We start from the raw sequence: 26,075 nt of genomic DNA on the forward strand, positions 1-26,075 counted from the left end.
CGACAGCCATAGATAAGCCTGCTCTAAACTGGTGAGCTGCTTACCAGTGAAATTCCCTGTCGGCTACTTCAACATCTTCGGGTACCAGGGTATCTTCAATAAGGGTGGTTTTATTGGTAAACAGCGCATGCCTGAAGCGCAGCACCAGCTTCTGATCATTAAGCTCAACGATCTGGAAGTCCTTTATGTCTTTATCGATACCAAAGGCCTGTGGTATGAGGCTGCTCTGCAGGCTAAGGTAAGGCTTGTTCTCCCTGTCGTGCCGCAGGTACCATTTCCCATGCATAGATTCGCCACAGTCGGCCGACTGCTCCCCATTATTATCATGAAAGGTACCATCAGTTTTGAAGGTTTGCCGGTAGCCGTAGTAGCAGGGCCCCATGCTTACACGAACTCCGCCATTATAGCGCCAGGCCAGTTTCCAGCTTTTGAGGGTATCGCCTGCCAGGAATTGAGCAGCATTTTCAGGCAGCTGATAGGCAGGTTCCTGCTGGCAGGCGCAAAGGAGCAGCACAGTAAAGAGCAGTAATAGCGGGAGAGATCGCATTGCAAAAAAAGAGTGATGCTTTAATATAAAGTTTTAAGCTGCTAATGCCAATCCTTAACCTTGCTCATTTATCCATGTGCTGCTCCTCCTCTACTTTTCTTGTTTTTTCAGCACAATGGAACGACCTTTGCACACATCAATGGTAAAAGGGGAACGAATCCTGCTTTTTGCTGTTTTTTATATAAACCTCTTGCCCTATGCAAACAGATCAACAAACCGATAATAAAAGATACGTAACGCTTTACCTGGAGGCAAATCCAAACCCTAACAGCCTTAAGTTTGTAGCTAACTTTATGCTGCTGCCCGAAGGCCAGACCTACGATTTTGCTGATAAAAACAGTGCGGAGGCATCTCCTTTAGCACAGGAGCTGTTTGAGAAACCCTATGTTGAGCGGGTGTTCTTTATGAGCAATTTTGTAACGGTAACTAAAAATGCCGATATAGAGTGGATAGAGATACAGTCAGAGCTTAAAGCCCTTATTCAGCAGTACCTGGAAAGTGGCCGTGCCCTGGTGAACAAACAGAACGAAGTTACTGCAGCTGCAGGCGCCGGTCCGCAAACTGATACTGAGGCTAAGATCGTGAACATTCTGGACGAGTATGTTCGCCCGGCAGTAGAGAGCGATGGCGGTGCCATTCAGTTCCACAGCTTTGAAAATGGCGTGGTGAAAGTGTTGCTACAGGGCTCCTGCAGCGGCTGTCCTTCATCAACCATCACCCTTAAGGCCGGCATCGAAAACCTGCTGAAACGCATGGTGCCTGAGGTGCAGAGTGTAGAAGCGCAGGGCGTTTAAGAAAACATAAATCAAACAAAAAGCCAGCATAATAAGCTGGCTTTTTGTTTGATTGAAGATTTCATTTTAGAATAAGCTTTGACGTATTTGTTTTCCGCAAATCTCCGTCCGGAGCACGCTCACCTCCAAAATCAAAATATTGAAAATTTCCTGAGTAGCTACCTGTTAGTTTCTTACCACCAGCCATGGTAAGATCAAGCGAAAGGGTGTAGTTATTGGCAGAACCGGAAACTGTAACTGTGCCAGACTGAGGTAAATACTCGTTATCTGAATCGCTAAGTTTGCCGTCGTTATTACTATCTACAACAAGACTTAATTGATTGAAATAGTAATCACCTTCTACATCAGTAGCCTGAGCATCGTAGGTAAAAGTACCGGTACGAAACTCATCACTACCTGGTGAAAAAAGCTCTGCATACAATAGAAACTTTGCTTCTATTTCATCTGCATCCTCCAGATCATCTAATGTAACGTTTGCCTGATCTACCAAAGCAAAATCATAGTTGTAGTGAGTTTCTGCTAAGTCAGGACCAAAATCAAAAGCAAAACCTTTTTGTGCAGTGTAGCCTTTACCATCAAACATTATCGGGGCTGATGCTGGTTTAGCATCATCGTCATCGCAGGATGTAATAGCCAACAATGCCAGCACACCCACCAGATAGAAATTTGCTCTCATTGATATGTAAAATAAATTGTTAGATGAGTGCAAATGTAATCATCTGATTCACAATTATATTGAATTTAATTACAAATATTTTTCATTATATCAATAGCGGGCAAATTATGTAAACGCTTTGTTTTAGAGCTGCTCCTGTTCTGTCTGAAACTATGCTGATGTCTGTGGTTGTAAAAGAACAAAGCTGGTTTAGACCTTTCCTTTTAAATAAGCCTGCCGGGTATTTTCCGGAAAACGCTCTATGGCGTAGCGCAGCATGGTGCGGGGCATGTTCCTGTAATGCTGGTCCAGGAATTCTACCAGCACCAGCTCGTCTTTTTTGCCCAGCTCGCGCAGCATCCAGCCAATAGCTTTGTGCATCAGGGGGTGCTGGTGCTGCATAAGTTTCTCGGCCAGCAACAGCGTATCGGTAAACTGCCCTTTGCGGATAAAAGCCAGGGTTGCTACTACTGCTATGCGCTGCCGCCAGAGGTCGCCGGCGGCGGCAAAGGTATAGAGCAGGGAGCGTTCTCTGTTCAAAAGCCAGTGGCCCAGCATGTCATAGGCGGTTGCATCTACCAGGTCCCAGTTGTTAATGCCGGGCAGGTGCTGCAGGTAGCACTGTACACAGGCCTCCTTTTCTGCTGCTGTTTTGCTCTTTTTGTAGCGCTCCAGCAGCATAAATAATCCACACAGGCGCTCCTCATGCCAGGCGCTTAGGAGTAGCGGACTAAGATTGTGCAGCTCCAGCTGCTGCCAGTGGCCTTTGGCTATTGCCCTGTTATCAGGCACTACTACACCCAGAAATTGATCGCCTTCGCCATAACCACCGGCATAGGCCTGAAAATATTTTGGATAATGTGCAGCCTTTTCAGGCCTTACCCTTTGCCGCAGCGCCTGCTGTACGCTTTGAAGAGGTGTGAAGGTGGAGGTTTCCATTTTTCTTGAATCAGGAGCCAGTAAATTGTGGGGTTGAAAGTTGCCATCTGTAGCCAGAAAATCATTTCAGCCGTCACGTCATCAATTTAAAATACAGCTTGCTTCTATACAAGTTTTGAACATCTGCCGGCGCAAATCCTGGCTCCTGATTCCTGAGTCCTGACTCTTCACCTCTTCCTTCTCACTAATTTTTCCTAATATTGCCCAACAATTTTTAGATCTGCTTTTTATACTTAAAGACTTAAACTCGCATCAGGATGGGAAAAGTACTTATTATCGGAGCTGGTGGCGTTGGCACCGTTGTGGTGAAGAAATGCGCGCAGCTACCCGAAGTTTTTACAGAAATTATGCTGGCCAGCCGTACGCTGTCTAAAGTAGAACGCATAGCACAGGATACCGAAAAGCGCTTTGGCGTTAAAATAAAAACCGCACAGGTAGATGCCGACGATGTACAGGCGCTGGTAAAGCTGTTCAACAGCTATAAGCCCGACCTGGTGGTAAACGTGGCGCTGCCTTACCAGGACCTGCCCATTATGGATGCCTGCCTGGAGTACGGGGTGCACTACCTCGATACTGCCAACTATGAGCCTAAAGAAGAAGCCAAATTTGAATACAGCTGGCAGTGGGCCTACCAGGACCGCTTTAAGCAAAAAGGGCTGATGGCGCTGCTGGGCTGCGGTTTCGACCCCGGTGCCACCCAGGCTTTCACGGCTCATGCCGCCAAACATCACTTCGACGAAATCCATTACCTCGATATTGTAGACTGTAATGCCGGCAGCCATGGCAAAGCTTTTGCTACCAACTTTAACCCGGAGATTAACATCCGTGAAATTACCCAGAAAGGCAAGTACTGGGAAAACGGACAGTGGGTGGAGATTGACCCCATGAGCATTCACAAGCCTATAGACTATCCAGGCATTGGTCCGAAGGAGAGCTACCTCCTGTTCCACGAAGAGCTGGAGTCGCTGGTGAAGCACTTTCCGACCATCAAGCGCGCCCGCTTCTGGATGACCTTTGGCCAGCAGTACATCACCCACCTGCAGGTGCTGCAAAACGTAGGCATGACCAGCATTCAGCCAATCAAATTCCAGGGTATGGATGTTATTCCGCTGGAGTTCCTGAAAGCAGTACTGCCTGCACCCGATGAGTTAGGTGAAAACTATACCGGCGAAACCTCTATTGGCTGCCAGATCAAAGGTATCAAGGGGGGTAAAGATAAAACCTACTTTATCTGGAACAACTGCAGCCATGAGGCAGCCTACAAAGAAACCGGCGCCCAGGGCGTAAGCTATACCACCGGCGTACCAGCCATGATTGGCGCCGCCCTGATGCTGAAAGGCACCTGGATGAAGCCCGGCGTGTACAACGTAGAGCAGCTGGATCCCGATCCGTTCCTGGACATGATGAACAAGCACGGCCTGCCCTGGCATGAGAAAGAGGGCGTAGAGCTGCCGCATGAATATCCAAATTAATCAATTTGAATCAGGAGTCAAGAATCAGGAATCAAGACTGAATGCACAACTACAAGAACCTTCAGGTGTGGCAGCTGGCAATGGAGCAGGCAGAAAAAATATACCTGTTGTCGGCAAATTTTCCTGCTGAAGAAAAGTTTGGTTTAGTTTCACAGATCAGGAGAAGTGCTGTTTCTATAGTTAGTAATATAGCTGAAGGATCGGGTAGAGGTTCTGATAAAGATTTTGTTAGATTTTTAAATATGGCCCTAGGCTCTGCCTTTGAAGTTGAAACGCAACTTTTACTAGCAGTGCGTCTTGGCTACTCATCGGCTAACGATACATCTATCGTTGATAAGACGAATCAGCTGCAGAAGATGATCCATAACCTGATTAAAAAGCTAGAATAAACAATTGGGACTGCAGCGGCATTTTACCGGGGTGGTCCTGTTTCTTGATTCCTGATTCTTGACTCAATTCCTGAAATGACTACAAGCGAAAAATTCCCCATAGACAAAACGCCAACGGTACGATTCGATACCACCCCTTCCCCCTGCTTTGTGCTGGAGGAGCGGCTGCTGCGGTATAATTTGCAGGTGCTTAGGCATGTGATGGATGAGACCGGTTGCGAGATCATCTGTGCCCTGAAAGGCTTTGCCATGTGGAGCACCTTTCCGCTGGTGCGGGAATACCTGCCGGGCGGCACCGCCTCTTCACTGCACGAGGCTAAACTTATTTGGGAAGAGATGGGTGTAAAAGCCCACCTCACAGCACCGGCCTACCGTGAAGAAGACTGGCCCGAGCTGGAGCAGATCTGCAGCCATATTGTATTCAACAGCCTCAACCAGTGGAACCAGTACAAGGAACGGGCACTGGCGGCTGGTATCAGCTGCGGCATTCGGGTTAATCCGCAGTACTCAGAGGTAGAGGTAGAGCTGTACAACCCCTGCATTCCCGGCTCACGCCTGGGCACTACGGCCAATCATATTGGCGATAAGCTGCCCGAGGGCATGGAGGGTGTGCATTTCCATACCCTGTGTGAGAACAATGCCGATGCACTGGAGCGTACCTTCAAAGCAGTGGAAGATCGCTTTGGTCCGCTGTTGCATCAGGCAAAATGGCTTAACCTGGGTGGCGGGCATCACATTACGCGTGATGATTATGACATTGACCGTCTCATTAAGCTTATCAGGTACATCAAAGAGAAGTACGATGTGCATGTGATCCTGGAGCCTGGCGAGGCGGTAGGCTGGCAAACTGGTTACCTGCGCGCCAAGGTGCTCGATATCATAGATTCCCAGGGAATCAACGTAATTGTAATGGATGCTTCTGTAAGCGCGCACATGCCCGATTGTATTGAAATGCCTTATAAGCCGAAGATACATGGAGCTGGTGATGTTCAATCAAATGGCCGCACCGATGAAAAAGACGGCTCCTGGCGCGTAGGTGGTGGTACTTGCCTGGCAGGCGACTTTGTTGGCGATTACCAGTTTGAAAAGGAGCCACAGATTGGTGACCCGCTGATCTTTAACGACATGATCCATTACACTATGGTAAAAACCACCAACTTCAATGGCGTACAGCTCCCCTCTATCGGCATCTGGAAAGAAGATAACTCTTTTAAGCTGGTAAAAAGCTTTGGCTACGAAAGCTACAAGGGCAGGTTAAGCTGATTAGGAGATAATGATCATTTGATATGAAGGAGCCCGAAAGGCTCCTTTTTTTATTAAAGGTTTAAACAGCAAAATTCACATCAGGTGGTTTTAATACACAGTGAATCCTGTAAACTGCACCTTCCGGTATGGTTGTATTAAAACAATGCGGCAGGTAGCGGTTGAGCAGTAAACATATTAAAGATCTGTATAATAAAAGTTACTGCCTGCCATTGGCGTGATGTCTGCCGGAGACATAGTAAGTGTGTCTTCAAAACATAATAAACAGCTGTACCTCAAGTCTTAAACAATGATAAAGTTCTTATATTGTTTTTAAGGAAGGCTCATCTATAAGGAAGCATGGAAAACCCAAATTACAGCTATGGCTTCAAAAGTCAGAACAACGAATGTTCAGACGTAAAGCTTAAAATTACTGGTGCCATACCCGGGTGGCTACAGGGTACGCTGATCAGAACAGCACCCTCTAAATTTGAGGTGGGGAGGGATAAGTATAAGCATTGGTTCGATGGTTTGGCGATGCTGCACAAGTTTGAAATTAAGGATCAGGAGGCAACTTATTCCTGCAAATTTTTGGAATCCGAGGTATACAAGAAGGCCCTGAAGAAAGGCAGGATCGCCCATGGTGAGTTTGGCACCGACCCCTGCCGGGATCTTTTTCAAAAGGTTTTTTCCTTCTTTAAAGGCCCTACTCCTACCGACAATGGCTGTGTGAACATTATCAAATATGGCGAAGAAGTGACTTCCTGTACGGAAACGCCTAACCCGAAAATATTTGATCTGGATACCCTGGAAACAAGGGGCAACTATCGGTTTGAGGATAAACTACGGGGACAGCTTACGCCGGTCCATCCACACATGGATAACGAGGGGAACATTTACAGTTACCTGACAGAAATAGCTTACAAAAGTTTCTACCACATATATGAGGCTCCGGCAGATAGCAAGGAACGAAGGCTCATTGCCTCAATACCCACCAAAGAATTTGCCTACATCCACAGTTTTGGGATGACTGAGAACTATGTTGTCTTCCTGGAAAACCCACTGGTGGCAACACCGCTGGAATTCAGGTTCAAAGACAAGCCTTTTATAGAAAAGTTTAAGTGGAAGGAAGACAGGGGCACCATCATTCACCTGGTTCATAAAAATTCCGGTGAGGTAAGTACCATTAAAACAGATGCATTCTTCTGTTTTCATCATGCCAACGCATTTGAACAGGATGGGGAGATCGTTTTCGACCTGATTACTTATGAAGATGCCTCTATCGTTAGTTTTCTGTACCTGGATGAGCTTAGGGCAAACAATCCTTCATTGGCGGCAGGTCAGTTGTGGCGGTACACCATTTCAACCTTCGATAATACGATTGAGAAAAAGCTGCTCACTGAGCTTCCGGTGGAGTTGCCGCGCACCAACTATGAGAGCATCAATACAAAGCCCTACCAGTACGTTTATGCCGCAGCCAATCTTGAGCCTGGTAATTTCCTTGATGCCCTGGCAAAAATAGATGTTAATACAGGGGCGGAAACTATCTGGCAGGAAGAGGGTTGCTATCCCGGAGAGCCGGTTTTTGTACCACGGCCTTCCGGTGCATCAGAAGATGATGGCGTTATTTTGAGTGTGGTACTCAATGCACGCAAAGGTACCTCATTCCTCCTCATTTTAAATGCACAGAACCTGCAGGAACTGGCCAGGACCGAAGTGCCGCAGCATATTACTTTTGGCTTTCACGGACAGTTCTTTGCTTTGAACTCCTGAGCATTCTGATGCTGCTATTACCATTGCTTTAAATGTTAGCTGCATGTGGCCTGCACATGCAGCTTTTTTTTGCGGCACAGCTATACATTGTTACATTTAGCTTTTTAACATCTGTTTCTTTTCAAATGCTGAAATTTTTCTTTGCTACTGTACTTTTTTTGACTGTGACAACAGCTGCTATGGCACAATTGAGTGTAGGTTATCATCAGTCTAATCTTCCGTTTGTTTCCATCGGTTATGAAATCAATGAGCGGCTAATGCCTGAGCTTCGTATTGGTACGGATTTGGTTATTAATAATTTTTCACCTGAACTGGTGCTTACCTATCAGTTTATCAACAAGCCTGACTATGAGTTTTATGCTGGTTTGGGGTACAGGGATAATACATTTCGGGGGCCAATACTCCCCGTTGGTTTGAACCTGTTTCCATTTGAAAGAAAGAACTTTGGCTTTCACCTGGAGGTAGCCCCTATCATAGTAATTGAAGGACGGTCAGTCTTAAGGGGCAGCTTTGGTATCCGCTACCGCTTTGCAGGCGAATAAGCACATCTGCAGATTATAGACATTCTCCTGGTATGCTGGTTAAGGCTGTTCTTGTTATTTTTACAGGAGCAGTTATCAAAAAATATTATCATGAGTAACAGCCCCTTTACCCCGGAAGAACTTCAGCGCTACAACCGGCACCTCATCCTGCCCCAGTTCGGGCACGAAGGGCAGCGTAAGCTGAAGGAAGCAAAGGTGCTGGTGGTAGGCACCGGCGGTTTGGGCTGTCCGCTGCTGTTGTACCTGGCTGCTGCGGGCGTAGGTACTATTGGGCTGCTTGATTTTGATGTGGTAGACAGAAGCAATCTGCAGCGGCAGGTGCTGTACACGGTAGAAGATGTTGGCACTCCCAAAGTTGAGGCTGCCAAAAAGCGTCTGCAAGGGCTAAATCCTAATGTTACCTTTATTACGCATAACACCAGGATTACTTCTGAAAATGCTCTGCAGATTATAAAAGCTTATGATGTGGTGGCTGATGGTACCGATAACTTCCCTACCCGCTACCTGGTAAACGATGCCTGCGTGCTGCTGGACAAGCCCCTGGTTTATGCCTCCATTTTCCAGTTCGATGGACAGGCCTCCGTGTTCAACTACCACTACCCCGATGGCAGCCGAGGTCCCAATTACCGAGACCTTTTCCCCCACCCTCCCCTGCCCCACATGGTGCCCAGTTGTGCCGAAGGGGGCGTGTTAGGAGTGTTACCCGGGTTACTGGGTACAATACAGGCTAACGAGGTGATCAAGGTAATTACCGGCATTGGCGAAACCCTTTCAGGCAGGTTGTTCCTCTACGATGCCCTAAGCTTTAGTACCCGCACTTTAAAGGTTGCCAAAGATCCACAAAACCCGCTCACCGGCGAAAACCCCACCATCCACTCCCTCATCGACTACGAGGCTTTTTGTGGAGTAGGCAGGCAGGAGCAGCCACTGCAGGAAATAAGTGCTACAGACTTGAAAGCCATGCTGGATGCCGGGGAAGATTTTCAGCTGATTGATGTGCGCGAGCCGCATGAATGGGAAGATGCTAATATTGGAGGAGAGCTAATTCCGTTAAAGAGCCTAGAAAAACAGCTGGATAAAGTTGCCAGGTGTAAGAAAGTAGTGCTCCATTGCCGCGGTGGCCAGCGAAGTGCCCAGGCCATTAAGCTCTTACAGGAGCAGGGCTATCAGAATCTCTACAACCTGAAAGGCGGTATTCTGGCCTGGGCGCAGGAGGTGGATGAAGACATGATTGTGGGGTAAAAAAAGTGGCGCTGCTACCATAATGCTACCAGCGCCAGTTAAGATCTATTGCTTTCTACTGTAGCTGCCCTTTGAATGGTTTGCTGCTGTGTTGCTGTTCCGGAAGCGTACATAAACCATCAGACTCTATTGCAAAGGCACCATTGAGAATGTTATAGTAATGTTCTACCGCCACCACCCAGGCAATGCTGATAAGGGCCTTGTCGGAGAAATGTTCCTGGCAGCGGCCATAGGTTTCATCACTTACCTGCTTGTGCCGGGTTAATTCAGTGGCAAAACGGAGGGCCAGCTGTTCCTGCCTGGAAAAAAGCGGCGATTCCTCAAAGCTGTTTACGCTAAAGAAGCGTTCCTGCCGGTCAAATTTACCTATGGCCTGTGCTTTGGCAATATCTATGCAAAAGCCGCAGCCGTTAAGCTGCGCTACATGAATTTTAACCAGCAGTGCCAGGTCGGGGGGAATGGCCAGCTGTTTTTCCAGGGACTGTATCTTTCTGGACCAGTTTAAAAAGCTAAAAGGCAGGCGAGCATGAATCAGTTTGAGGGGGCTGATTACCTTGCCAAACATCTTTTTGGTGAACCAGTAGGCCAGCTTCATGAGCGGGCTCTCAGGATTTTCGATAGGGCTTAATCGTGCAGTCATAGCGGTTTTTTCCTTATGTCCGGATTAGTCGCTGTTTGTGACAGCCTATTTCAGAATAATTTTATCCGGATTGCGGACAAAGAAAATCTGCGACAGTTGGCTGCCATCAGCCTGAAGATAAAGCACACTATCTGTTTGCCCGTTTACCAGTAAGATAACAGCCGGACGCCCGTTGACCAGTACCTGCCGGATGCCTAACTGCTGCTCCAGCTTTTTACCGGTAACACCAACCAAAAACTTGCTTACCACCCCATGCCCCCTTAAGATGTTGAGTGCAGCAGCCACCTTACCACCCCCATCGGAATAAAGTGCAACATCCTGTTTTAAGAATTGGGCCAGCTTTTCCGGATTGCCGGCTGCGCAAGCCTGTAAAAAAGTATTGATCAGCTGCTGCAGGCTTTGGTCTTCTGTTGCGCCGGATGCAGGAGTTTTAACTCCCTGCGAAACTTTCTGCTTGGCACGCCGCACCAGTTGCCGGCAGTTTACTTCCGTAGTATTGCAGATGAGTGATAACTCCTGGTAGGGATAGTCGAAAGCTGTTCGCAAGACAAAAGCAGCCCGTTCGGTTGGGTTGAGCTGATCAAGGGCATAGAGCACTTCATAGGCTAAAATGCCTTCCTGCGGCACTCCTTCCGGCACAGCATCTGTAAACGTAATCAGCGGTTCCGGCAGCCAGGTGCCGGGATAAGCCTCACGCTGCTTTTTTAGAACCTGTAGACGGTCTATTGATTTATTGGCAACAATGCGGGTTAAGTAAGCTTTGGGGTTTTTGATTCCGCTCACCTCTTTGCCAAGCACCACCTCAAAAGTATCCTGCACCAGGTCTTCGGCCTCCTGAATCTCTCCCAGGATGTTGTAGGCGACCGAAAAAAGATAGGCTCTGTACTTGGTATAGGCTTCTTCCATAAAAAATAAAAATCAGGAATTAAAGATCAGGAGCCAGGCTTAGCTGCTGCAGGCAGAGGCGGTAGTACTTATATGGTCTTGGCTCCTGATTCCTGGCTCAATTATGTAAATACCCTATCCCAGTCTTTCCAAACCGGTTCATAACCCTGTTCCCTGATGAGGGCTGCTATTTCCTTTGGGCTGCGCTCGTCGCTGATCTCAAACTGCTCCAGCGATTGTGGCTCAACAGCATAGCCACCGGGATTGGTCCTGGAGCCGGCACTCATGGAGGTAATGCCCAGCTTCAGCACATTATTGCGGAATTTAGGAGTTTCCCGGGTAGAAAGCGAGAGTTCCACATCTTCATTCAAGATCCGGTAGGCACAGATCAGCTGCACCAGCTCCCGATCTGTCATTTCAACTTTGGGAGCCAGGCCGCCCGAGAAGGGACGCAGCCTTGGAAAGGAGATGGAAAATTTTGTTTTCCAGTACCTTTTCTCTAAATAGTTCAGGTGCAGGGCAGTGAAAAAGCAGTCGGTGCGCCAGTCTTCCAGGCCAATGAGCACCCCCAGCCCAATTTTATGCACGCCTGCCCTGCCCAGGCGGTCGGGGGTTTCCAGCCGGTACTGGAAGTTCGATTTTTTACCCCGCGGGTGATGCTTTTTATAATCTTCCTGGTGGTAGGTTTCCTGGTACACCAGCACGGTATTCAGGCCCAGCGGTACCAGCTCCTGATACTCCTCCTGGTCCAGCGGCTGCACCTCCATAGAAATATGCGAAAAGTGGGGGCGGATAAGCGCCAGCACCCGCTTGAAATAAGGCACCCCTACTGTCTGGTTAGCCTCGCCGGTTACCAGCAGCACATGCTCGTAACCCAGGGCTTTGATGGCGGCTACTTCCTGCAGAATTTCTGCATCGGTGAGCGTGCGGCGGGGCAGCTTATTGGTAAAGCTAAAGCCGCAGTAGGTGCAGATGTTCTGGCACTCGTTAGAGAGGTAGAGTGGTATGTACAGCTGCATGGTATTGCCAAAACGCTTGCGGGTAAGGGCATGGCTAAGCCGGGCCATTTGCTCCAGGTAAGGAGCTGCAGCCGGCGATATAAGGGCTTTAAAATCCTCCAAGTCCCGCTTTTCCCTGTTCAGTGCCCGCACCACATCATCTGCTGTTTTGCTGTAAATGCTGCTTTTTACGCTATCCCAGGAGTGGCTGGAGAAGGTATCTTGAAAGGTCATGGCAGGTGGTTATTGGGTATAAGGTGTGGAGTTTAGGTATGAGGTGCTGGTGTAGCAAAGAGGCTATAAAAGCAAAAGCTTCCAGGTGATGTATAGAAAATCAGAAATGGATTTCATGATAGTTAGCAGTGTACTAGTGTACTTCTACCTCATAACTTTCAGCCCTCATCCAAAAAGGCTGTAAATGGACTACTGGCTTCGGCGGCGGTGCTTTCAGGGGCCAGCCTGGCTTCGTAGGCCATACGGCCGGCTTCTACGGCCAGCCTAAAGGCTTTTGCCATGCGTAGCGGGTCTTGCGATACGGCAATGGCTGTGTTTACCAGTACGGCATCGGCGCCCATTTCCAGGGCTTTGGCGGCATCTGAGGGAGCGCCTATGCCGGCATCTACCACCACGGGTACCCTGCTTTGCTCAATGATGATTTGCAGGAAGTCCTGAGTTTTGAGCCCCTTGTTGCTGCCTATGGGAGAGCCCAGTGGCATTACGGCTGCTACACCTACCTCCTCCAGCCGTTTGCAAAGCACCGGATCGGCATGAATGTAGGGCAGCACCACAAAACCCAGCTTCACCAGCTGTTCGGCTGCCTGCAGGGTTTCGATGGGGTCGGGCAGCAGGTAGCGCGGATCGGGGTGTATCTCCAGCTTAAGCCAATGGGTCTCCAGCGCCTCTCGGGCCAGCTGTGCTGCAAAAACAGCTTCTTTGGCTGTTCGCACACCCGAGGTATTGGGCAGCAGGTTAAACTGTGGGTGCTTCAGGTGCCGCAGAATATTATCCTGCGCATCATAGGCATCTACACGCTTGAGGGCAACGGTTACCAGTTCGCTGCCGCTTGCCACTAGTGCTTCTTCCATCAGGGGGGCAGAAGAGAATTTTCCGGTACCCGTAAAGAGCCGGGAGCTGAAGGTTTTATTGGCGATCGTAAGCATGTTCTGTTGTTGAGTTTTCCAGGAGTTGCAGAATGCTGGCTACTGTAAAGCGCATATTTTCGGCGCCGGCAATAAGCGAAGAAACAGCAATGCCATGTACGCCAGTCTGCATAATGGCCGGAATATCACTGAGCCCAATGCCGCCAATGGCAATTACCGGAATGGTAATGCCTGCCCTCCTGCATTGCTGCATAAGTTGCCGGTAGCCCTCCAGCCCTAAAATGGGGCTTAGCTTTTGCTTGGTGGTGGTAAAGGCAAAGGGGCCTGCTCCTACATAATTGGCACCGTTTTGCCAGTGCTGCCTGATATCCTCAAAGGTATTGGCCGTTTGCCCGATGATCATATTTTCAGCAAACCTTTGTGCCTGCTGAATAGGCATATCTTTTTTGCCCAGGTGAAATCCATCGGCACCAACCTCCTGCGCAATCTGGGGATAGTCGTTGATGATGAGCCGGGCACCCCACTGCAGGCAAATGCTTTTGGCATCTTCCGCAAGTCTTTTTACTTCGGCGAGTGGTTTGTTTTTCACCCGTAGCTGCACCCACTTTACACCAGCCTGGCAGGCAGCTTCTATGCCCTGCAGGTGGGTGTGCTGCGCATTTTCCTGCGATATAAACTGTAGTTTCTCTATCATAGGTTATGTATTATGCCACCCCAGCAAGCTGGGATGGGAGCTTAAAAATTTTTCGATGTAGCGCTTGCCCAGCTGGCAGGCCTCAATGGGCGAGGCCCCTTTAGCCAGGTTAGCACAGATGGCAGCCGCCAGTACACAGCCAGAGCCATGCTTGGAACTGGGAATTCCTTTTGTAGCCTCCGGGTCCAGTACATGCTGGTAGCCTTTATAAAAGAGCAAATCCCTGCCCTTGTGTTCCTGTGCATGGCCTCCCTTTTTCAGGATGGTAAAGTGCTGAGAAAGCTGTATGGCTTTTTCGTTGGAGCCAATCAGGAGATCAAACTCAGGCAGGTTGGGTGTAAGCCAGTCAACCTTTCCCTTTAGCCGTATCCAGTCTGCGGAACCCCCAAAAAAGGGAAAGTTGTCAGAAGCCTTCAATACCGGGTCCCAGATAATGGTAGCCCGCGGATTGGCGTGCTTGATGTAACCGGTAAGCTGCAGGAGGCGCTCCATATTTTCAATGATGCCGATCTTATAGTAGTCGACTCTGAACTTAGGCACCAGCATAGCCAGCTGCTCCAGTATGTCGGTGCTCGATAGCCACTGCACGCGCGCCACCTTTTCGTCGTTTTGCCAGGTGGTGGCGGAGAGAATGCCAAAGCCATACACTTTGAGCATTTCAAAGGTTTTGAGATCTGCTGTTACGCCTGCTCCGGCAGAAGGGTCGAAACCGGCAATGCTACACACGTATTTTCTTTCAGGCATTGTTTACCCTTTCTTGAATCTCTAAAAATGCCGCCAGCGGATCGGCTGCCTGCCAGATGGCGCCCAAAACGGCAGCACCGCCAATGCCCAGTTGCCTCACAGTATTGATCGTGCTACCATCTATTCCCCCCATTGCCACAACCTTGTTCAGCGGAGCATTAGCAGGTACCTGCTGCAACTGCGGGTGGGCAGCATAGCCAGGCTTGGAAATGCTGTTGAAAAATGGGCTTAGCAGCGCATAATCAACCTGCTCTGCCAGTGCCAGGAACTCCTCCCAGGAGTGAACAGGACATGAAACGCAGTAGCCTGGCTTTACATGCGGAAGTGTATGTTGCTGAAAATGCACCCCTTTTACCTCCACCAGCTCTGGCATGCGTGCGGCATAATGTACCATGATGTGCGGATGGTAGCGCTCCTCTACCTTATGCAGGTAAGCAAGGAGCTCTTGTTCACTCCAGCCCTTTTTGCGCAGGTGCAGGGTTTCCAGACCGTTTGCAAACAGCCTGTTTACCCACTGTGTTTCCAGTGCATAAGGCCTTTCCGGTGTTATCACCAGCAGGCGAAAAGAAGAAGCATTATTATCAGGCATGTTTATAATACACTAAATGCATGCTGCAGCTTTTACCACTACAGGTACAGCTCGGAGCCTGCCTGTTTAAACTCTGCTGATTTTAGCTTCATGCCTTCCTGCAGGGCTGCTTCCTCTTCCAGCCCCTGCTCTTCGGCATATTTGCGCACATCCTGTGTAATTTTCATGGAGCAGAAGTGGGGTCCGCACATAGAGCAGAAGTGGGCAACTTTGGCACCTTCGGCGGGCAGGGTTTCGTCGTGAAACTCCCGGGCCGTATCCGGATCCAGGGCCAGGTTAAACTGGTCTTCCCAGCGGAATTCGAAGCGGGCCTTGCTAAGGGCGTTGTCGCGGTACTGCACACCCGGATGTCCCTTGGCGAGGTCGGCGGCGTGGGCGGCAATTTTATAAGTAATTACCCCGTCTTTCACATCCTTTTTATTGGGCAGGCCCAGGTGCTCTTTTGGTGTTACATAGCAGAGCATGGCCGTGCCAAACCAGCCAATCATTGCAGCGCCAATGGCAGAGGTAATATGGTCGTAGCCGGGTGCAATATCGGTAGTAAGCGGACCCAGGGTGTAGAAAGGAGCCTCGCCGCAGTGGGCCAGCTGCTTGTCCATGTTCTCCTTGATCATGTGCATGGGCACATGGCCGGGGCCTTCTATCATGGTTTGTACATCGTGCTTCCAGGCAATTTTGGTGAGCTCGCCCAGGGTTTCCAGCTCGGCAAACTGAGCTTCGTCGTTGGCATCGGCCAGGGAGCCGGGGCGCAGGCCATCGCCTAAAGAGAAGGCTACATCATAGGCCTTCATAATCTCGCAGATCTCCTCGAAGTGCGTATAGAGGAAGCTCTCCTTATGATGCGCCAGGCACCATTTGGCCATGATAGAACCCCCGCGCGATACAATACCGGTGAGCCTTTTGGCTGTTAGCGGTACATAGCGCAGCAGCACGCCGGCATGAATGGTAAAGTAATCAACCCCCTGCTCGGCCTGCTCTATGAGTGTATCGCGGAAGAGGTCCCAGCTAAGCTCTTCGGCCTTGCCGCCTACTTTCTCGAGCGCCTGGTAAATGGGTACTGTGCCAATGGGCACGGGCGAGTTGCGGATGATCCACTCCCGCGTTTCGTGAATATTTTTACCGGTAGAGAGGTCCATGATGGTATCGGCTCCCCAGCGGCAGGCCCACACAGCTTTCTCTACCTCTTCCTCTATGCTGGAGCCTACGGCAGAGTTGCCAATATTGGCATTGATCTTCACCAGGAAATTGCGGCCAATGATCATAGGCTCTGTTTCGGGGTGGTTGATGTTGGCCGGGATGATGGCCCTGCCGGCGGCTACCTCCTGCCGTACAAACTCCGGCGTGATAAAACCTTTTGGTGTGTTGGCGCCAAAGCTGTGGCCTTTGTGCTGCTGCCACAGGTTGTTATGGGCAGAAAATTGTTCTTCGGCCCGCTGGTTTTCACGTATGGCGATATACTCCATTTCGGGAGTGATGATACCCTGCCGGGCATAGTGCATCTGGCTTACGTTTTTACCAGCTTTGGCCCTAAGGGGGCGCTGGATGTGGGCAAACCTTAGCGGGTCCAGGCTGGCATCGGCCTGGCGGGCCCTGCCATACTGGGAGGAGATCTGCGGTAGCTCTTCCACATCGCCACGTTCCAGTATCCAGGAGCGGCGCAGCGGGTCCAGTCCTTTGCGCACATTGGTTTCTACGGCAGGATCGGTATAGGGGCCGCTGGTATCATATACTGTTACGGAGGGATTCTTTTCTCTTTTACCACCGAATTTTTCCTGGGTGTCGCTCAGAGAAATCTCCCGCATGGCCACACGTATATTGTGGAGGCTTCCGGGTACATATATTTTTTGTGACTCGGGAAATGGCTCACGGCTGATCACTTCCTGCTGGGGTGTTTTTTCGTTCTTCATAAAAATGGGTTTAGTGGGGGAGTAAAAATGGAGCTGGAGAGGCTTAACCGCCCTGGGTAGCTTTGATGAGAATCACTTTGTCTTCTGGCAGAAGCTCAAAAGTGAGCCAGTTGGCTTTTGCTATTACCTGCTCGTTAACGGCAACGGCAATGCCACGGGTATCGGAAATACCCAGCAGGGGCAACAGCTTGTTAATGGTACAGCTGGCCGGTGTGGTGATTGTTTGATTGTTTACCAGTACCTCCATATAGATAAGTTTAATAACTTTAGGAGGCACCAGGAGCGCAGAATGCGCACAGCATGGTAGCGGACTTTTTCCTACGCCGGTACTAACCGGATCAGGTTTATGAGGGTATAATCTCAGCCACACACAAGTGAGGCACCCCTAAAGTATTGTCAATATTATAAATTTTTAGGGGTGAAGACAAAGCGATTGCAGTTATTTTTAATTTTAACTAAAAAGCTATGTTGCGTACATAGGAACTGTGGTGGAGCGATAAACCTGCAAATGCTGCAAAGTGTGTAGTGTGTAGATAGCCGGAAAAACTGGCTGCAGCCTGATAGTTATTGTCGCAATAGCGGCCCGTTACATTAGTTGTAGCAGCCATGCGCCCCGGGCCTTCCGTTACATTATAGAATTAGCAGATTATCACTTTAGTATGTTTACCCGAGACGAAGCAAAAGCCTGGAACGAAAGATTTTATACCCTGTTTGGTACCTATATGCGCAGGCATGAGCCGCAGGCAGAAGGAGCCAGGCAGTGGCTCAATTACCGCACAGGTGTAAAGGGCATCTTCTTTCGGGTAGAGGCTACGGGAAAAGAAGCCGTTGCCTCCATTGATCTGCAGCAGGCCGATGAGGGCGTAAGAAAGTTATTCTTTGATCAGTTCGTGGAGTTCCGCAAAGCCCTGGAGAGCCACACCGGCCCCCTGTACTGGGAGGAGGAATACAGCTTATCCAGCGGCCGCATCATCAGCAGAATTTACCAGAAGCAGCAAGAGGTGAGTCTTTTCCGCCAGGATGACTGGCACCAGATTTTCCCTTTTTTCGAAAAATACCTGCTTGGCTTTGATGCTTTCTGGGCCGATTTCAGGGAAGGCTTTATTGAGCTTGCTGAATAAGATGAAGTGGATATTTCCGGGTTTGTGATATTACCGTTCTGCCTGTTGTTTTCTATAATTTAATCAGTTTTGTATCTTTATTTAAGCCTGAAAACCAGATAAATAGATAATATTTTAAACCTGCGGGTTTGAGTTCCGTAGAGAAGGAAAGATGGTATTTTTTTACTAAATAATTTTTTTATGGATACTCGTAGACCACGTTATGAAACTGATTCTGCTTATTACTCTGCAGATGTAGCTTATGGAAACAGAGGGATGGGCTTTTTCAGGCGCATTTCCTGGGGTGCTATTTTTGCCGGTGCACTGGTTGCTATTGTTGTAATGTTGCTGCTGAACCTGCTGGGCATTGGTATTGGGCTGGGCTCAATAAACCCTGTAGAGGAATCCAATGCTTTTTCCGGGCTTGGTACAGGAGCCATCATCTGGTGGGTGGTAAGTAACCTGATAGCCATTTTTGCCGGTGGTTATGTAGCAGGCCGTTTAGCTGGCGTACCTTTAAGAACAGCCAGTACTCTGCATGGTATTTTAGCCTGGTGTTTGTATACACTGGTTTCTTTCTGGATACTTACAACGGCTATTGGTAGCATTATAAGCGGTGTTGGCAGCATTATGTCAGGGGCTATTTCTGCAGCCGGTTCAGGCATTGAAGCAGTTAGCGGAAATAGTGGAAACAACCAGGACCAGAACTCTAATCAGCAGGCTTCTATCAGCTTCGCTGAAATTCAGCGCGAAGTAAGGCAGGTACTTAGCCAAACCGGCGATCCGGCACTGCAGCCGGATTCAATTGAGCAAACTGCCCAGAATACTGCGCAGAATGCACGTCAGACACTGCAAAATACTTCCTATGTTTCTGATGAGGAGCTTACCAGTATTGTAGAGAATGTGATGTTCCAGGGAGGTCAGCTGGTAGAGAACATTGACCGCCAGGATGTGGTGAATGTGGTAGTACAAAGAACAAACTTAAGCCGCCAGGAAGCCAACAATGTTGCCGATGTAGTGGTGCGCAAGCATCAGCAGGCAAAGCAGAACTGGAAAGAATTTAAAGCCAATGCAAAACAAGAAGCGGAACAAAAAGGACAGCAGGTTGCAGACTCTGCCTCCAAAGCAGCTATCTGGAGCTTCGTAGCTTTATTTTTGGGCGCTGTAGTAGCTGGTGTTGGTGGTGGTGTAGGCAAGCCTCATGAGGTTGTGGTAGCACCAGATGCCAAAACAGATGTAGTAAAATAGGTTTCCTGAACAGGAATTTTAATCAATATTCATGTATCCCGGCCAAAGCCTCCTGAGGAAGGTTTTCTGCCGGGATATTTTTTGCCTTTTCAGGCACGTGCTGGTGTTGTTTTACTTCCTGAAGGTCCAGCGCTGCTCAACTGGTTTGGCTGCCATAAGGGCATCGGCAAGGGCCTCGTCATTTTCAAAGCTTAGCTGTTCCAGCTGCCGGGCCTCTACCCAAACCTCAAACTGGTTTTCTTCAAAAGGCCAGGGTTCTATTATCAGGCTGCTGTCCTGGCTGCGCTGCCAGATATGGTAGGTTTCATTATCCGGGCCCTGAAAAACCTCGAGCCGGCGTTCATCTTCGGGCAGCTGGCGTCTGCACAGAATCAGGGAACAACGGTCGCACCAATGCATTAAGCGATAGGCGGCCTCTGCCTCCTGTTTGCTCATGCTCAAAGACTTTCGCCACTTCTGCTGATGCTGCTTTTGTTCATCCAGCAGCTCATCCAGCCCTTTGTTGTCTCCCCTGAGGCCCTCGTACAAATAACTGACATGCATGCTGATGAGCAGGGCCACATAGCGGCTCTTGTATTGGGCTACCTTTACCACATTGCGGGCCTGTTGCAGTGAAAAAACCTTCTGGCTGAAATCTATGGGAGCACCTGCTTTGGTAAGATGTTCGGCACGCTGCCACTTATCCTGCTGGTTATCGTGGTCGCCAATGGCGGTAAGGGTTTCCAGCCAGCGCCGGGGGCGCTGCTTTACCTGCCAATGCCAGCCAATTTGCACGGCCAGCAGCTCGTGCGCCCGCTGAAAGATAATTTCCCAGCCACTTTCGGTACTGTTTACTATCATAGAGGATTAGCCCTTCACAGAAAAACTTACTGAATCGCTGCTATCGTTCTCGGTGTTACGAACAGCCGTAAGATGGATCAACGAAACTTTCTGATCTGTTCCCGGAAGGGTTTCTTCGTTTTCCTGCAGCAGGTCTATTTGCAGGCCTTTGAAGTCTTCCACCAGGTCGGCCTCACGATAACGAATATCTGGCAGGTAAGCCGTAGTGTTTTTGGGCTGGTTCTCGCTGTAAGCCAGGAGGTAAAGGTTGCCTCCATCTGGTTTAAGGCAATTGATCACAGCCTGGTGAAAGCTGCGCCTGGTATCTGGTGGGAGCTGGGCGTACATCAGTACAGCTGCATCAAACTCCAAACCCTGGCAAAGAGGTGCGTTAGGCTGGTAGAGGCTGAAGGTGACATTCTTTTCTTGTGCCTGATCGGCAAGTGCAAGGGTTTTTTCCTGATCATTTTCACTAAAGCCTACCGCATGCACCTCCCAACCTGCCTCAGCGGCATAAACAGCATAACGGTTTGCAGATTCACTCAATAAGAGTAAACGGCCTGGCGGGAGCCTGTCAATTACCCTTTTAAAAAATGGATGGGGCTCATGACCTGTATGCTCTTTATTACCAGAATTACTAAATATCGACATATTAGATTAGGCTTGTCTCTATTTAAAGACATAGATGAGAGAATGTTTAAAAAGATAACGATTTTTCTTATTTACCGTATTTATATATAGATGAAGCCTATTTTTTAAGCACAAAAAGTTAAAATAAAATTAATCAGGCTTTTCAAAACCAAGCCAGACCGATCCTGTTATACAGGTACCTCCAAAAGAAAAGTAGGCCTTGCAGGCGCTTTTCAATCGTTTGAAATTTTTTAGGAGGTAAATTTTAGAGGGGATCATGAACAAGATCAGTGTTGAAGCGCCCGTAGATTGTTCCTGTAGCAGTGTGGGCATTATTTTGTTACTAACTGAACATGCAGTATTTCAACAGGACATCACAGCCAAAGCATCCTGTTGCCGGCCCTTAGTGATGAATCTTAGCGTTCAAGTAGCTAACCTGATTTTCAGTGCCCCTTATTTAACAAACGCCCGGGCTTTTCCTTTCAGCACTCAGCCAATAATGCTTTTCTTTTTAAATGTGGCAGTGAATAAAACTAAACTGCCGACAGCTGCACGAGCGAAGAATGCTAAGGCTGCCAGGCATTTCAAAACATTCAAGGCTTTCTCTCCTTTAGTAGATAATTCTTTTTGCTCCTCACCTCTTCTCTTTCTCAATCCCGGAGGTACGCTATCCACACCCACTTTGAGGGTGGCGGCGAACAGGCAAACGCAACCAATGAGCAGCCCAAGTGGAATAACTTTGTTCAAACACTGGTATTGCAAACAACATGCAAAGCCAGAGTTGCAAAAAAAGCCACAGGTGGTGCATAGGTATGGGCGTAACCTCTTGCAAAAGCTTAAGAGTGAAAAAAAAGCACTCTGCAGCAACTGTAATGGTTTGTAAACCATTACAGTTGCTGCAGGCTGCTTAACTGACTGCTTCCTGGAAGCGGTATGCTATGTAATGCTTTGCTAAACGAACCGGGGCGTACACCATATGTCCTACAGGGTTTCAATTCAGGGATTCTACATCTCTTGCAGATCCTGTTTATTCCTGTCTGCAATGCAGCAGGCGCAACTCCTTTTGTATGGAGGCTGTTGGCTGTGGCAGAGAGGAGTAGGTGGTATATCCGGGCTCAAAGGACAATTAAACAGAACTTTTTATTATTGAAAATTAAATTTTTATGGCTACGAAAGACAAAAATGAGTCGCAGTCCGATCAGGACCAAAACAAAAATTCGGACACTACTTCGACTAACGACAGCAACAAATCCGGTAATGCTACTGGTAAATCATCAACAGATGTAACTGCATCAACGGGCAGCACTTCAACAGGCAGCAGCTCAACAGGCAGCAGCAATGCTGGTGGCAGCACCGATAAAAGTAAAACAGGTGGTACTTCTAAGTCAGCAACTGCTGCTTCCAATAACAGAAGCTCAGGCAGCTCGGCCAGCGGAAGTACCCAGGCAGGTTCTACCACCACAGGCAGCACCAATGCTGGTTCTACTACAGGCGATAATGATAAAAAAAGTAGTAGCGGGAGTATAGGTGGTTCCAGCACCAACACAAGCATGAGCAGTTCTGGTGGCACCACTGGCATAGGAAGCAGTTCCGACAGGAACAATGATGCGTCTGGCAGCAACAGTAACAGGGGCAACGACTCCGACAGAGAACGCAGCTGGGGCAGTTCCGGAAGCCAAAATCCCTATTCATCTTCTTACGGCTCTAACCAGGGCAACCAGGACCAGAATTCTGGCAGCTGGGGTCAGGGTAATAACCAGAACCAGGGAGGCCAGAGCAGCAGCTACGCTCTGGGTGGCAGCTCAGGGGCCGACAGAGGCTATGGTTATGGTATGAGCGGAACGCTTGGATCTGACCAGGGTAACCAAAACCAGGGTGGTAACTGGAGCCAGGGCTACAGACAAAGTGAAGGTGGTTATAATGAGGGCAGCAACCGCAACCAGGGTGGCTCTCAGAACCAGGGCTCTAATTTTGGCTATGGCAGCTCTGCCAGCCAGTACAGTGGCAGTGGCCAGGGAAGCTCAGGCGCTAACTGGGATAGCGGTAACTATGGCCGCGGTCAGTCTGGCATGGGTAATAGCTATGGCCAGTCTGGCTATGGTGGTCAGCAGGGCTACGGCGGAGATCAGAACCGTGGTAGCCAGGGCCAGATGGGCAGCTACAACCAAAACCAGGGAAGCCACACCTGGAACCAGGGCAACAGCTCAGGAAGCAACCAGGGTGGTCAGGGCGGCCACAATTACGGGCAAAGTGCAGACTGGAACCAGAGCCACGGCTCTAACTGGCGAAACCAGGAACGTGAACAACAAGGCAGCTCTCAGGGCTGGGGATCTTCTTATGGCCAGGGTAACCAGGGTAACATGAGTAACCAGGGAATGTCTGGCGGATATGGCAGGAGCTCAGGATTCAGCCAGTTTGGGGATCAAAACCAGTCTGGTAACCAGAACCAGTTTTCCAACCAAAATTCAGGCAATATGAGAAACGACAGAGATAACCAGAATGAAGGTTATCGTGGCTACAGCTCCGGCTCTGGATATGATACCGGCAGCTACAGCGGTAGCGGTAGCGACAGAAACCGCGGCTTTGGCGGTGCAAGTGGTATGAGCGGCGGCGGCTCCAATTATGGAGGTGGCTCTAATTATGGCGGAAGCCTAGAGCGTGGTACCGACAGCGACCGTAACTATGGTAACTCAAGCTACGGCTCCGGCAACTACGGAAGCTCCAACTACGGCTCCAGCAGTGGCGGTGGAAATTACGACCGCGACCGCAATTCAGGCGGTGGCTTTATGTCTGATGCAAGCTATGGCGGCACCTCTTACCGTGGTACCGACAGCGATCAGAACTATGGCAACTCCAGCTACGGGTCTGGTAACTACGGAGGCTCAAACTATGGCTCAAGCAGCCAGGGCGGCTATGGTGGCTCACAAGGCCGCGATATGGGCATGTCTAACAGGGGCAGCTCCGGTGGCTATGGTAATTCCGGCAGCTACGGCGGTGGTTCCGATCGCGGCGATTGGGGCAGAGGCAGCCAGGGCAGCTCCGGCGGCTATGGAAGCAGTATGAGCAGCGGCTATGGCTCCAGCACTAGTAATTATGGCGGTGGCTTTGGCTCCAGTGGCCAGAGTGGCTTTGGTGGTGGTTCCTATTCGAGCCGCGATATGGGCATGTCTAACAGAGGCGGCTCAGGCAGCTATGGTGGTTCCAGTAGCTATGGCGGTGGTTCTACCGACCGCGACCGCGATTTTGGCAGCAACCGCAACTATGGTAGTGGCTCAGGCTCCAGCTATGGTAGTGGTTCTGCAAGCTGGGGTGGCAACTCTGATCGTGACAACGACCGCAATATGGGCAGCAGCTATGGTGGCGGTACTACCGGTGGCTATGGCGGAAGCTTAAGCTCTTATGGCGGTGGTATGAGCTCTGGCAACCAGAGCGGATCAAGCTACAGCTCCGACAGAGACCGCAATTATGGAGGTGGCTATGGCTCAGGTTCCGGCAACTACGGCGGCGCCAGCAGCTATGGCGGCGGTGGTAACCAGGGTGCAGGTTATGGACAAGACAGATCCGGATCTGGCACATACCGCAGTCAGCACACAGAATATGCAAACTATAGCGGCGACCGCAACCAAAATTACGGTGGCAGTAGCAACTATGGCCGCAATAGTGACTATGATCGTGACAGAAACCGCGATGATGACCGTGGCTTCCTGGAAAAAGCAGGTGAGCGCGTGCGTTCATGGTTTGGCGGCGATGATGATGATCGCGACCGCGACCGTAACTATGGTGGCTCACAAGGCCGCGACCGCTACTAATATAAGTAGCTAAATACTGGGTTAAGCAAAGGCTGGCTCATCAGGAGCTGGTCTTTGCTACATAACCTTTTCCTCTGTAAACAGTAGTTTATATAGGGAGACAGCAAAATTCTTTTTATAGATAGAATGAGCTGTACACACGCTTTTGCAGAAATGTGCCTGAATATTCAGGATGCTTTTTTCAAAATGCAAAAGCAGTTTTGTCGGCTAAACAAGGCTATCACAGCCAGCTGACTTTTTAATATATTTTTTAACTAAACTTTAACAATTATGCGATACGAAGGAGATTATTCAAACAGAGATTATAATAACAATTATGACCGCGACCGTACCTATGGTACTAACTATAGCCGTGGCTACGACCGTGATTATGACAATAACATGAACCGGGGCCGTGACAACGACCGTGGCTTTTTTGATAAAGCCGGCGATCAGGTTCGCTCCTGGTTTGGCGATGATGACAATGACCGCCGCAGGAACCAGGGTGGTTATGACCGCGACTACAGCAGCCGCGACCGCAGCTGGGGTGATCGTGACAGCAACCGCAGCTGGGGCGACAGCGACCGTAACATGAGAAGTTCTGATGGTTACCATAACAGCAGTATGGGCAGCGCCTATAATGGTGGCAGAGACTTTGGATCCAGCAGCAACTTTGACCGTGATTCCGGACGCAGCAACTACGGTTCATCAGCCAATATGTATGGTAGTACCAGCAACTTTGGTGGTGGCATGACAGGTGGTTACGACCGCGACCGCAGTGACCGTAACTTCGGTAGCAGCAGTTATGGTTCTGGTAGCAGCAACTATGGTTCCGGCTCTTTAAACAGGGGCAATAGCTATGGTGGCGGTACCAGCGATTACCGCACTTATGGTAGCGAATATGGTGGCGGTAGCGGCAGCACCAACTATAGTGGTGGCGGCAGCAGCTATGGCCGTGATTATGATCGCGACCGCGGAAGCCACTTTGGATCATCAGGTTATGACCGTAACCGGGACCGCGATAACGACCGTGGCTTTTTTGACAAAGCCGGCGATCAGGTTCGCTCCTGGTTTGGCGATGATGACAATGACCGCCGCAGGAACCAGGGTGGTTATGACCGCGACTACAGCAACCGCGACCGTAGCTGGGGCGACCGCAATACCAGCACTCGTGGCTGGGGAAGCGACAGCTATAACAGAAACCGCGACAACGACCGTGACGGATTCCGAGATGACCGCAGCTCGCAGTTTGGCGGATACAACCGTGGGTACGATCCAGACCGTTATTAATAATCAGTAATTAATGGCAGCCCTGATAAAAGGGCACATAAATAGTAA

Annotated in this window: 26 protein-coding genes and 1 riboswitch; of the genes, 12 read left to right on the plus strand and 14 right to left on the minus strand. The window is 49.5% G+C overall.

Annotated elements, in window-relative coordinates; translation table 11 throughout:
- Nucleotides 1-40: 40 nt before the first annotated feature.
- Nucleotides 41-547, minus strand: a complete 507-nt coding sequence (locus tag KWJ01_RS26430; RefSeq protein WP_225000145.1) for a lipocalin family protein — start codon at nt 545-547, stop codon at nt 41-43.
- A 197-nt stretch (nt 548-744) separates the two neighbouring features.
- Here KWJ01_RS26430 and KWJ01_RS26435 point away from each other — a divergent pair, with 197 nt between their 5' ends.
- Complete coding sequence (locus KWJ01_RS26435; RefSeq protein WP_225000146.1) at nt 745-1,341, plus strand: NifU family protein; 597 nt, start codon at nt 745-747, stop codon at nt 1,339-1,341.
- A gap of 61 nt (nt 1,342-1,402) precedes the next feature.
- Here the strand turns inward: KWJ01_RS26435 and KWJ01_RS26440 are convergent, their stop codons facing one another.
- Together KWJ01_RS26440 and KWJ01_RS26445 are read right to left on the minus strand one after the other, a co-directional pair.
- A complete protein-coding gene (locus KWJ01_RS26440; protein ID WP_225000147.1) occupies nt 1,403-2,017 on the minus strand; it encodes a hypothetical protein in 615 nt (204 codons plus the stop codon).
- A gap of 189 nt (nt 2,018-2,206) precedes the next feature.
- Entirely contained in the window at nt 2,207-2,935 is a 729-nt protein-coding gene (locus KWJ01_RS26445; RefSeq protein ID WP_225000148.1) for a DNA alkylation repair protein, read from the minus strand.
- Between the two features lie 257 nt (nt 2,936-3,192).
- On the opposite strand from KWJ01_RS26445, the gene KWJ01_RS26450 reads away from it, so the two are divergent.
- The 6 genes from KWJ01_RS26450 (at nt 3,193) to moeB (ending at nt 9,595) form a co-directional block, all read left to right on the plus strand.
- On the plus strand, nt 3,193-4,407 hold the full coding sequence (locus KWJ01_RS26450) for a saccharopine dehydrogenase family protein (RefSeq protein ID WP_225000149.1): 1,215 nt from the start codon (nt 3,193-3,195) through the stop codon (nt 4,405-4,407).
- 41 nt (nt 4,408-4,448) lie between these two features.
- Nucleotides 4,449-4,796 carry a four helix bundle protein gene (locus tag KWJ01_RS26455; RefSeq protein WP_225000150.1) on the plus strand — a complete coding sequence of 116 codons (348 nt, stop codon included), beginning with the start codon at nt 4,449-4,451 and terminating at the stop codon, nt 4,794-4,796.
- Nucleotides 4,797-4,871: 75 nt separating this feature from the next.
- Nucleotides 4,872-6,059, plus strand: a complete 1,188-nt coding sequence (nspC, locus tag KWJ01_RS26460) for a carboxynorspermidine decarboxylase (protein ID WP_225000151.1) — start codon at nt 4,872-4,874, stop codon at nt 6,057-6,059.
- Between the two features lie 339 nt (nt 6,060-6,398).
- A complete protein-coding gene (locus tag KWJ01_RS26465; protein ID WP_225000152.1) occupies nt 6,399-7,811 on the plus strand; it encodes a carotenoid oxygenase family protein in 1,413 nt (470 codons plus the stop codon).
- A 179-nt stretch (nt 7,812-7,990) separates the two neighbouring features.
- Nucleotides 7,991-8,353, plus strand: coding sequence for a hypothetical protein (locus KWJ01_RS26470; RefSeq protein ID WP_225000153.1), 363 nt, complete (start codon nt 7,991-7,993; stop codon nt 8,351-8,353).
- A 90-nt stretch (nt 8,354-8,443) separates the two neighbouring features.
- Nucleotides 8,444-9,595: a molybdopterin-synthase adenylyltransferase MoeB gene (moeB, locus tag KWJ01_RS26475; protein ID WP_225000154.1), complete on the plus strand. Its 1,152-nt coding sequence runs from the start codon at nt 8,444-8,446 to the stop codon at nt 9,593-9,595.
- Between the two features lie 55 nt (nt 9,596-9,650).
- Here the strand turns inward: moeB and KWJ01_RS26480 are convergent, their stop codons facing one another.
- From KWJ01_RS26480 to thiS, 9 genes are all read right to left on the minus strand, one after another.
- Entirely contained in the window at nt 9,651-10,235 is a 585-nt protein-coding gene (locus KWJ01_RS26480; protein WP_225000155.1) for a carboxymuconolactone decarboxylase family protein, read from the minus strand.
- Between the two features lie 45 nt (nt 10,236-10,280).
- Entirely contained in the window at nt 10,281-11,141 is an 861-nt protein-coding gene (locus KWJ01_RS26485; RefSeq protein WP_225000156.1) for a sigma-70 family RNA polymerase sigma factor, read from the minus strand.
- 101 nt (nt 11,142-11,242) lie between these two features.
- Nucleotides 11,243-12,352, minus strand: coding sequence for a 2-iminoacetate synthase ThiH (gene thiH / locus KWJ01_RS26490; protein WP_225000157.1), 1,110 nt, complete (start codon nt 12,350-12,352; stop codon nt 11,243-11,245).
- Nucleotides 12,353-12,510: 158 nt separating this feature from the next.
- On the minus strand, nt 12,511-13,278 hold the full coding sequence (locus KWJ01_RS26495) for a thiazole synthase (protein WP_225000158.1): 768 nt from the start codon (nt 13,276-13,278) through the stop codon (nt 12,511-12,513).
- Entirely contained in the window at nt 13,259-13,912 is a 654-nt protein-coding gene (locus tag KWJ01_RS26500) for a thiamine phosphate synthase (RefSeq protein WP_225000159.1), read from the minus strand. The genes KWJ01_RS26495 and KWJ01_RS26500 overlap by 20 nt, the downstream gene beginning before the upstream one ends.
- Nucleotides 13,913-13,915: 3 nt before the next feature.
- The gene (locus tag KWJ01_RS26505) at nt 13,916-14,656 is read right to left on the minus strand and encodes a hydroxymethylpyrimidine/phosphomethylpyrimidine kinase (protein ID WP_225000160.1); all 741 of its coding nucleotides are present in this window, start codon (nt 14,654-14,656) and stop codon (nt 13,916-13,918) included.
- Nucleotides 14,649-15,245: a thiamine phosphate synthase gene (locus KWJ01_RS26510; protein ID WP_225000161.1), complete on the minus strand. Its 597-nt coding sequence runs from the start codon at nt 15,243-15,245 to the stop codon at nt 14,649-14,651. Before KWJ01_RS26510 ends, KWJ01_RS26505 begins: the two co-directional genes overlap by 8 nt.
- 38 nt (nt 15,246-15,283) lie before the next feature.
- A complete protein-coding gene (gene thiC, locus KWJ01_RS26515) occupies nt 15,284-17,152 on the minus strand; it encodes a phosphomethylpyrimidine synthase ThiC (protein ID WP_225000162.1) in 1,869 nt (622 codons plus the stop codon).
- A gap of 43 nt (nt 17,153-17,195) precedes the next feature.
- Nucleotides 17,196-17,399 carry a sulfur carrier protein ThiS gene (thiS, locus tag KWJ01_RS26520; RefSeq protein WP_225000163.1) on the minus strand — a complete coding sequence of 68 codons (204 nt, stop codon included), beginning with the start codon at nt 17,397-17,399 and terminating at the stop codon, nt 17,196-17,198.
- 51 nt (nt 17,400-17,450) lie between these two features.
- A riboswitch (TPP riboswitch) is annotated at nt 17,451-17,549 on the minus strand.
- Nucleotides 17,550-17,811: 262 nt separating this feature from the next.
- Here thiS and KWJ01_RS26525 point away from each other — a divergent pair.
- On the plus strand, nt 17,812-18,273 hold the full coding sequence (locus tag KWJ01_RS26525) for a DUF4268 domain-containing protein (protein ID WP_225000164.1): 462 nt from the start codon (nt 17,812-17,814) through the stop codon (nt 18,271-18,273).
- Between the two features lie 180 nt (nt 18,274-18,453).
- Nucleotides 18,454-19,500, plus strand: a complete 1,047-nt coding sequence (locus KWJ01_RS26530) for a hypothetical protein (protein ID WP_225000165.1) — start codon at nt 18,454-18,456, stop codon at nt 19,498-19,500.
- A gap of 111 nt (nt 19,501-19,611) precedes the next feature.
- Here KWJ01_RS26530 and KWJ01_RS26535 read toward each other — a convergent pair whose 3' ends face one another.
- Nucleotides 19,612-20,340 (minus strand): DUF3891 family protein, encoded by a 729-nt coding sequence (locus tag KWJ01_RS26535; RefSeq protein ID WP_225000166.1) that lies wholly within the window; start codon nt 20,338-20,340, stop codon nt 19,612-19,614.
- Between the two features lie 6 nt (nt 20,341-20,346).
- Nucleotides 20,347-20,970 (minus strand): hypothetical protein, encoded by a 624-nt coding sequence (locus tag KWJ01_RS26540; RefSeq protein WP_225000167.1) that lies wholly within the window; start codon nt 20,968-20,970, stop codon nt 20,347-20,349.
- 256 nt (nt 20,971-21,226) lie between these two features.
- Here KWJ01_RS26540 and KWJ01_RS26545 point away from each other — a divergent pair, with 256 nt between their 5' ends.
- From KWJ01_RS26545 to KWJ01_RS26555, 3 genes are all read left to right on the plus strand, one after another.
- On the plus strand, nt 21,227-21,832 hold the full coding sequence (locus tag KWJ01_RS26545) for a hypothetical protein (RefSeq protein WP_225000168.1): 606 nt from the start codon (nt 21,227-21,229) through the stop codon (nt 21,830-21,832).
- 280 nt (nt 21,833-22,112) lie between these two features.
- Nucleotides 22,113-24,758, plus strand: a complete 2,646-nt coding sequence (locus KWJ01_RS26550) for a hypothetical protein (protein ID WP_225000169.1) — start codon at nt 22,113-22,115, stop codon at nt 24,756-24,758.
- Nucleotides 24,759-25,028: 270 nt separating this feature from the next.
- Nucleotides 25,029-26,027: an SWFGD domain-containing protein gene (locus KWJ01_RS26555; protein ID WP_225000170.1), complete on the plus strand. Its 999-nt coding sequence runs from the start codon at nt 25,029-25,031 to the stop codon at nt 26,025-26,027.
- Nucleotides 26,028-26,075 lie beyond the last annotated feature (48 nt).

Source organism: Cesiribacter sp. SM1 (assembly GCF_020178975.1).
GTDB lineage: Bacteria > Bacteroidota > Bacteroidia > Cytophagales > Cyclobacteriaceae > Cesiribacter.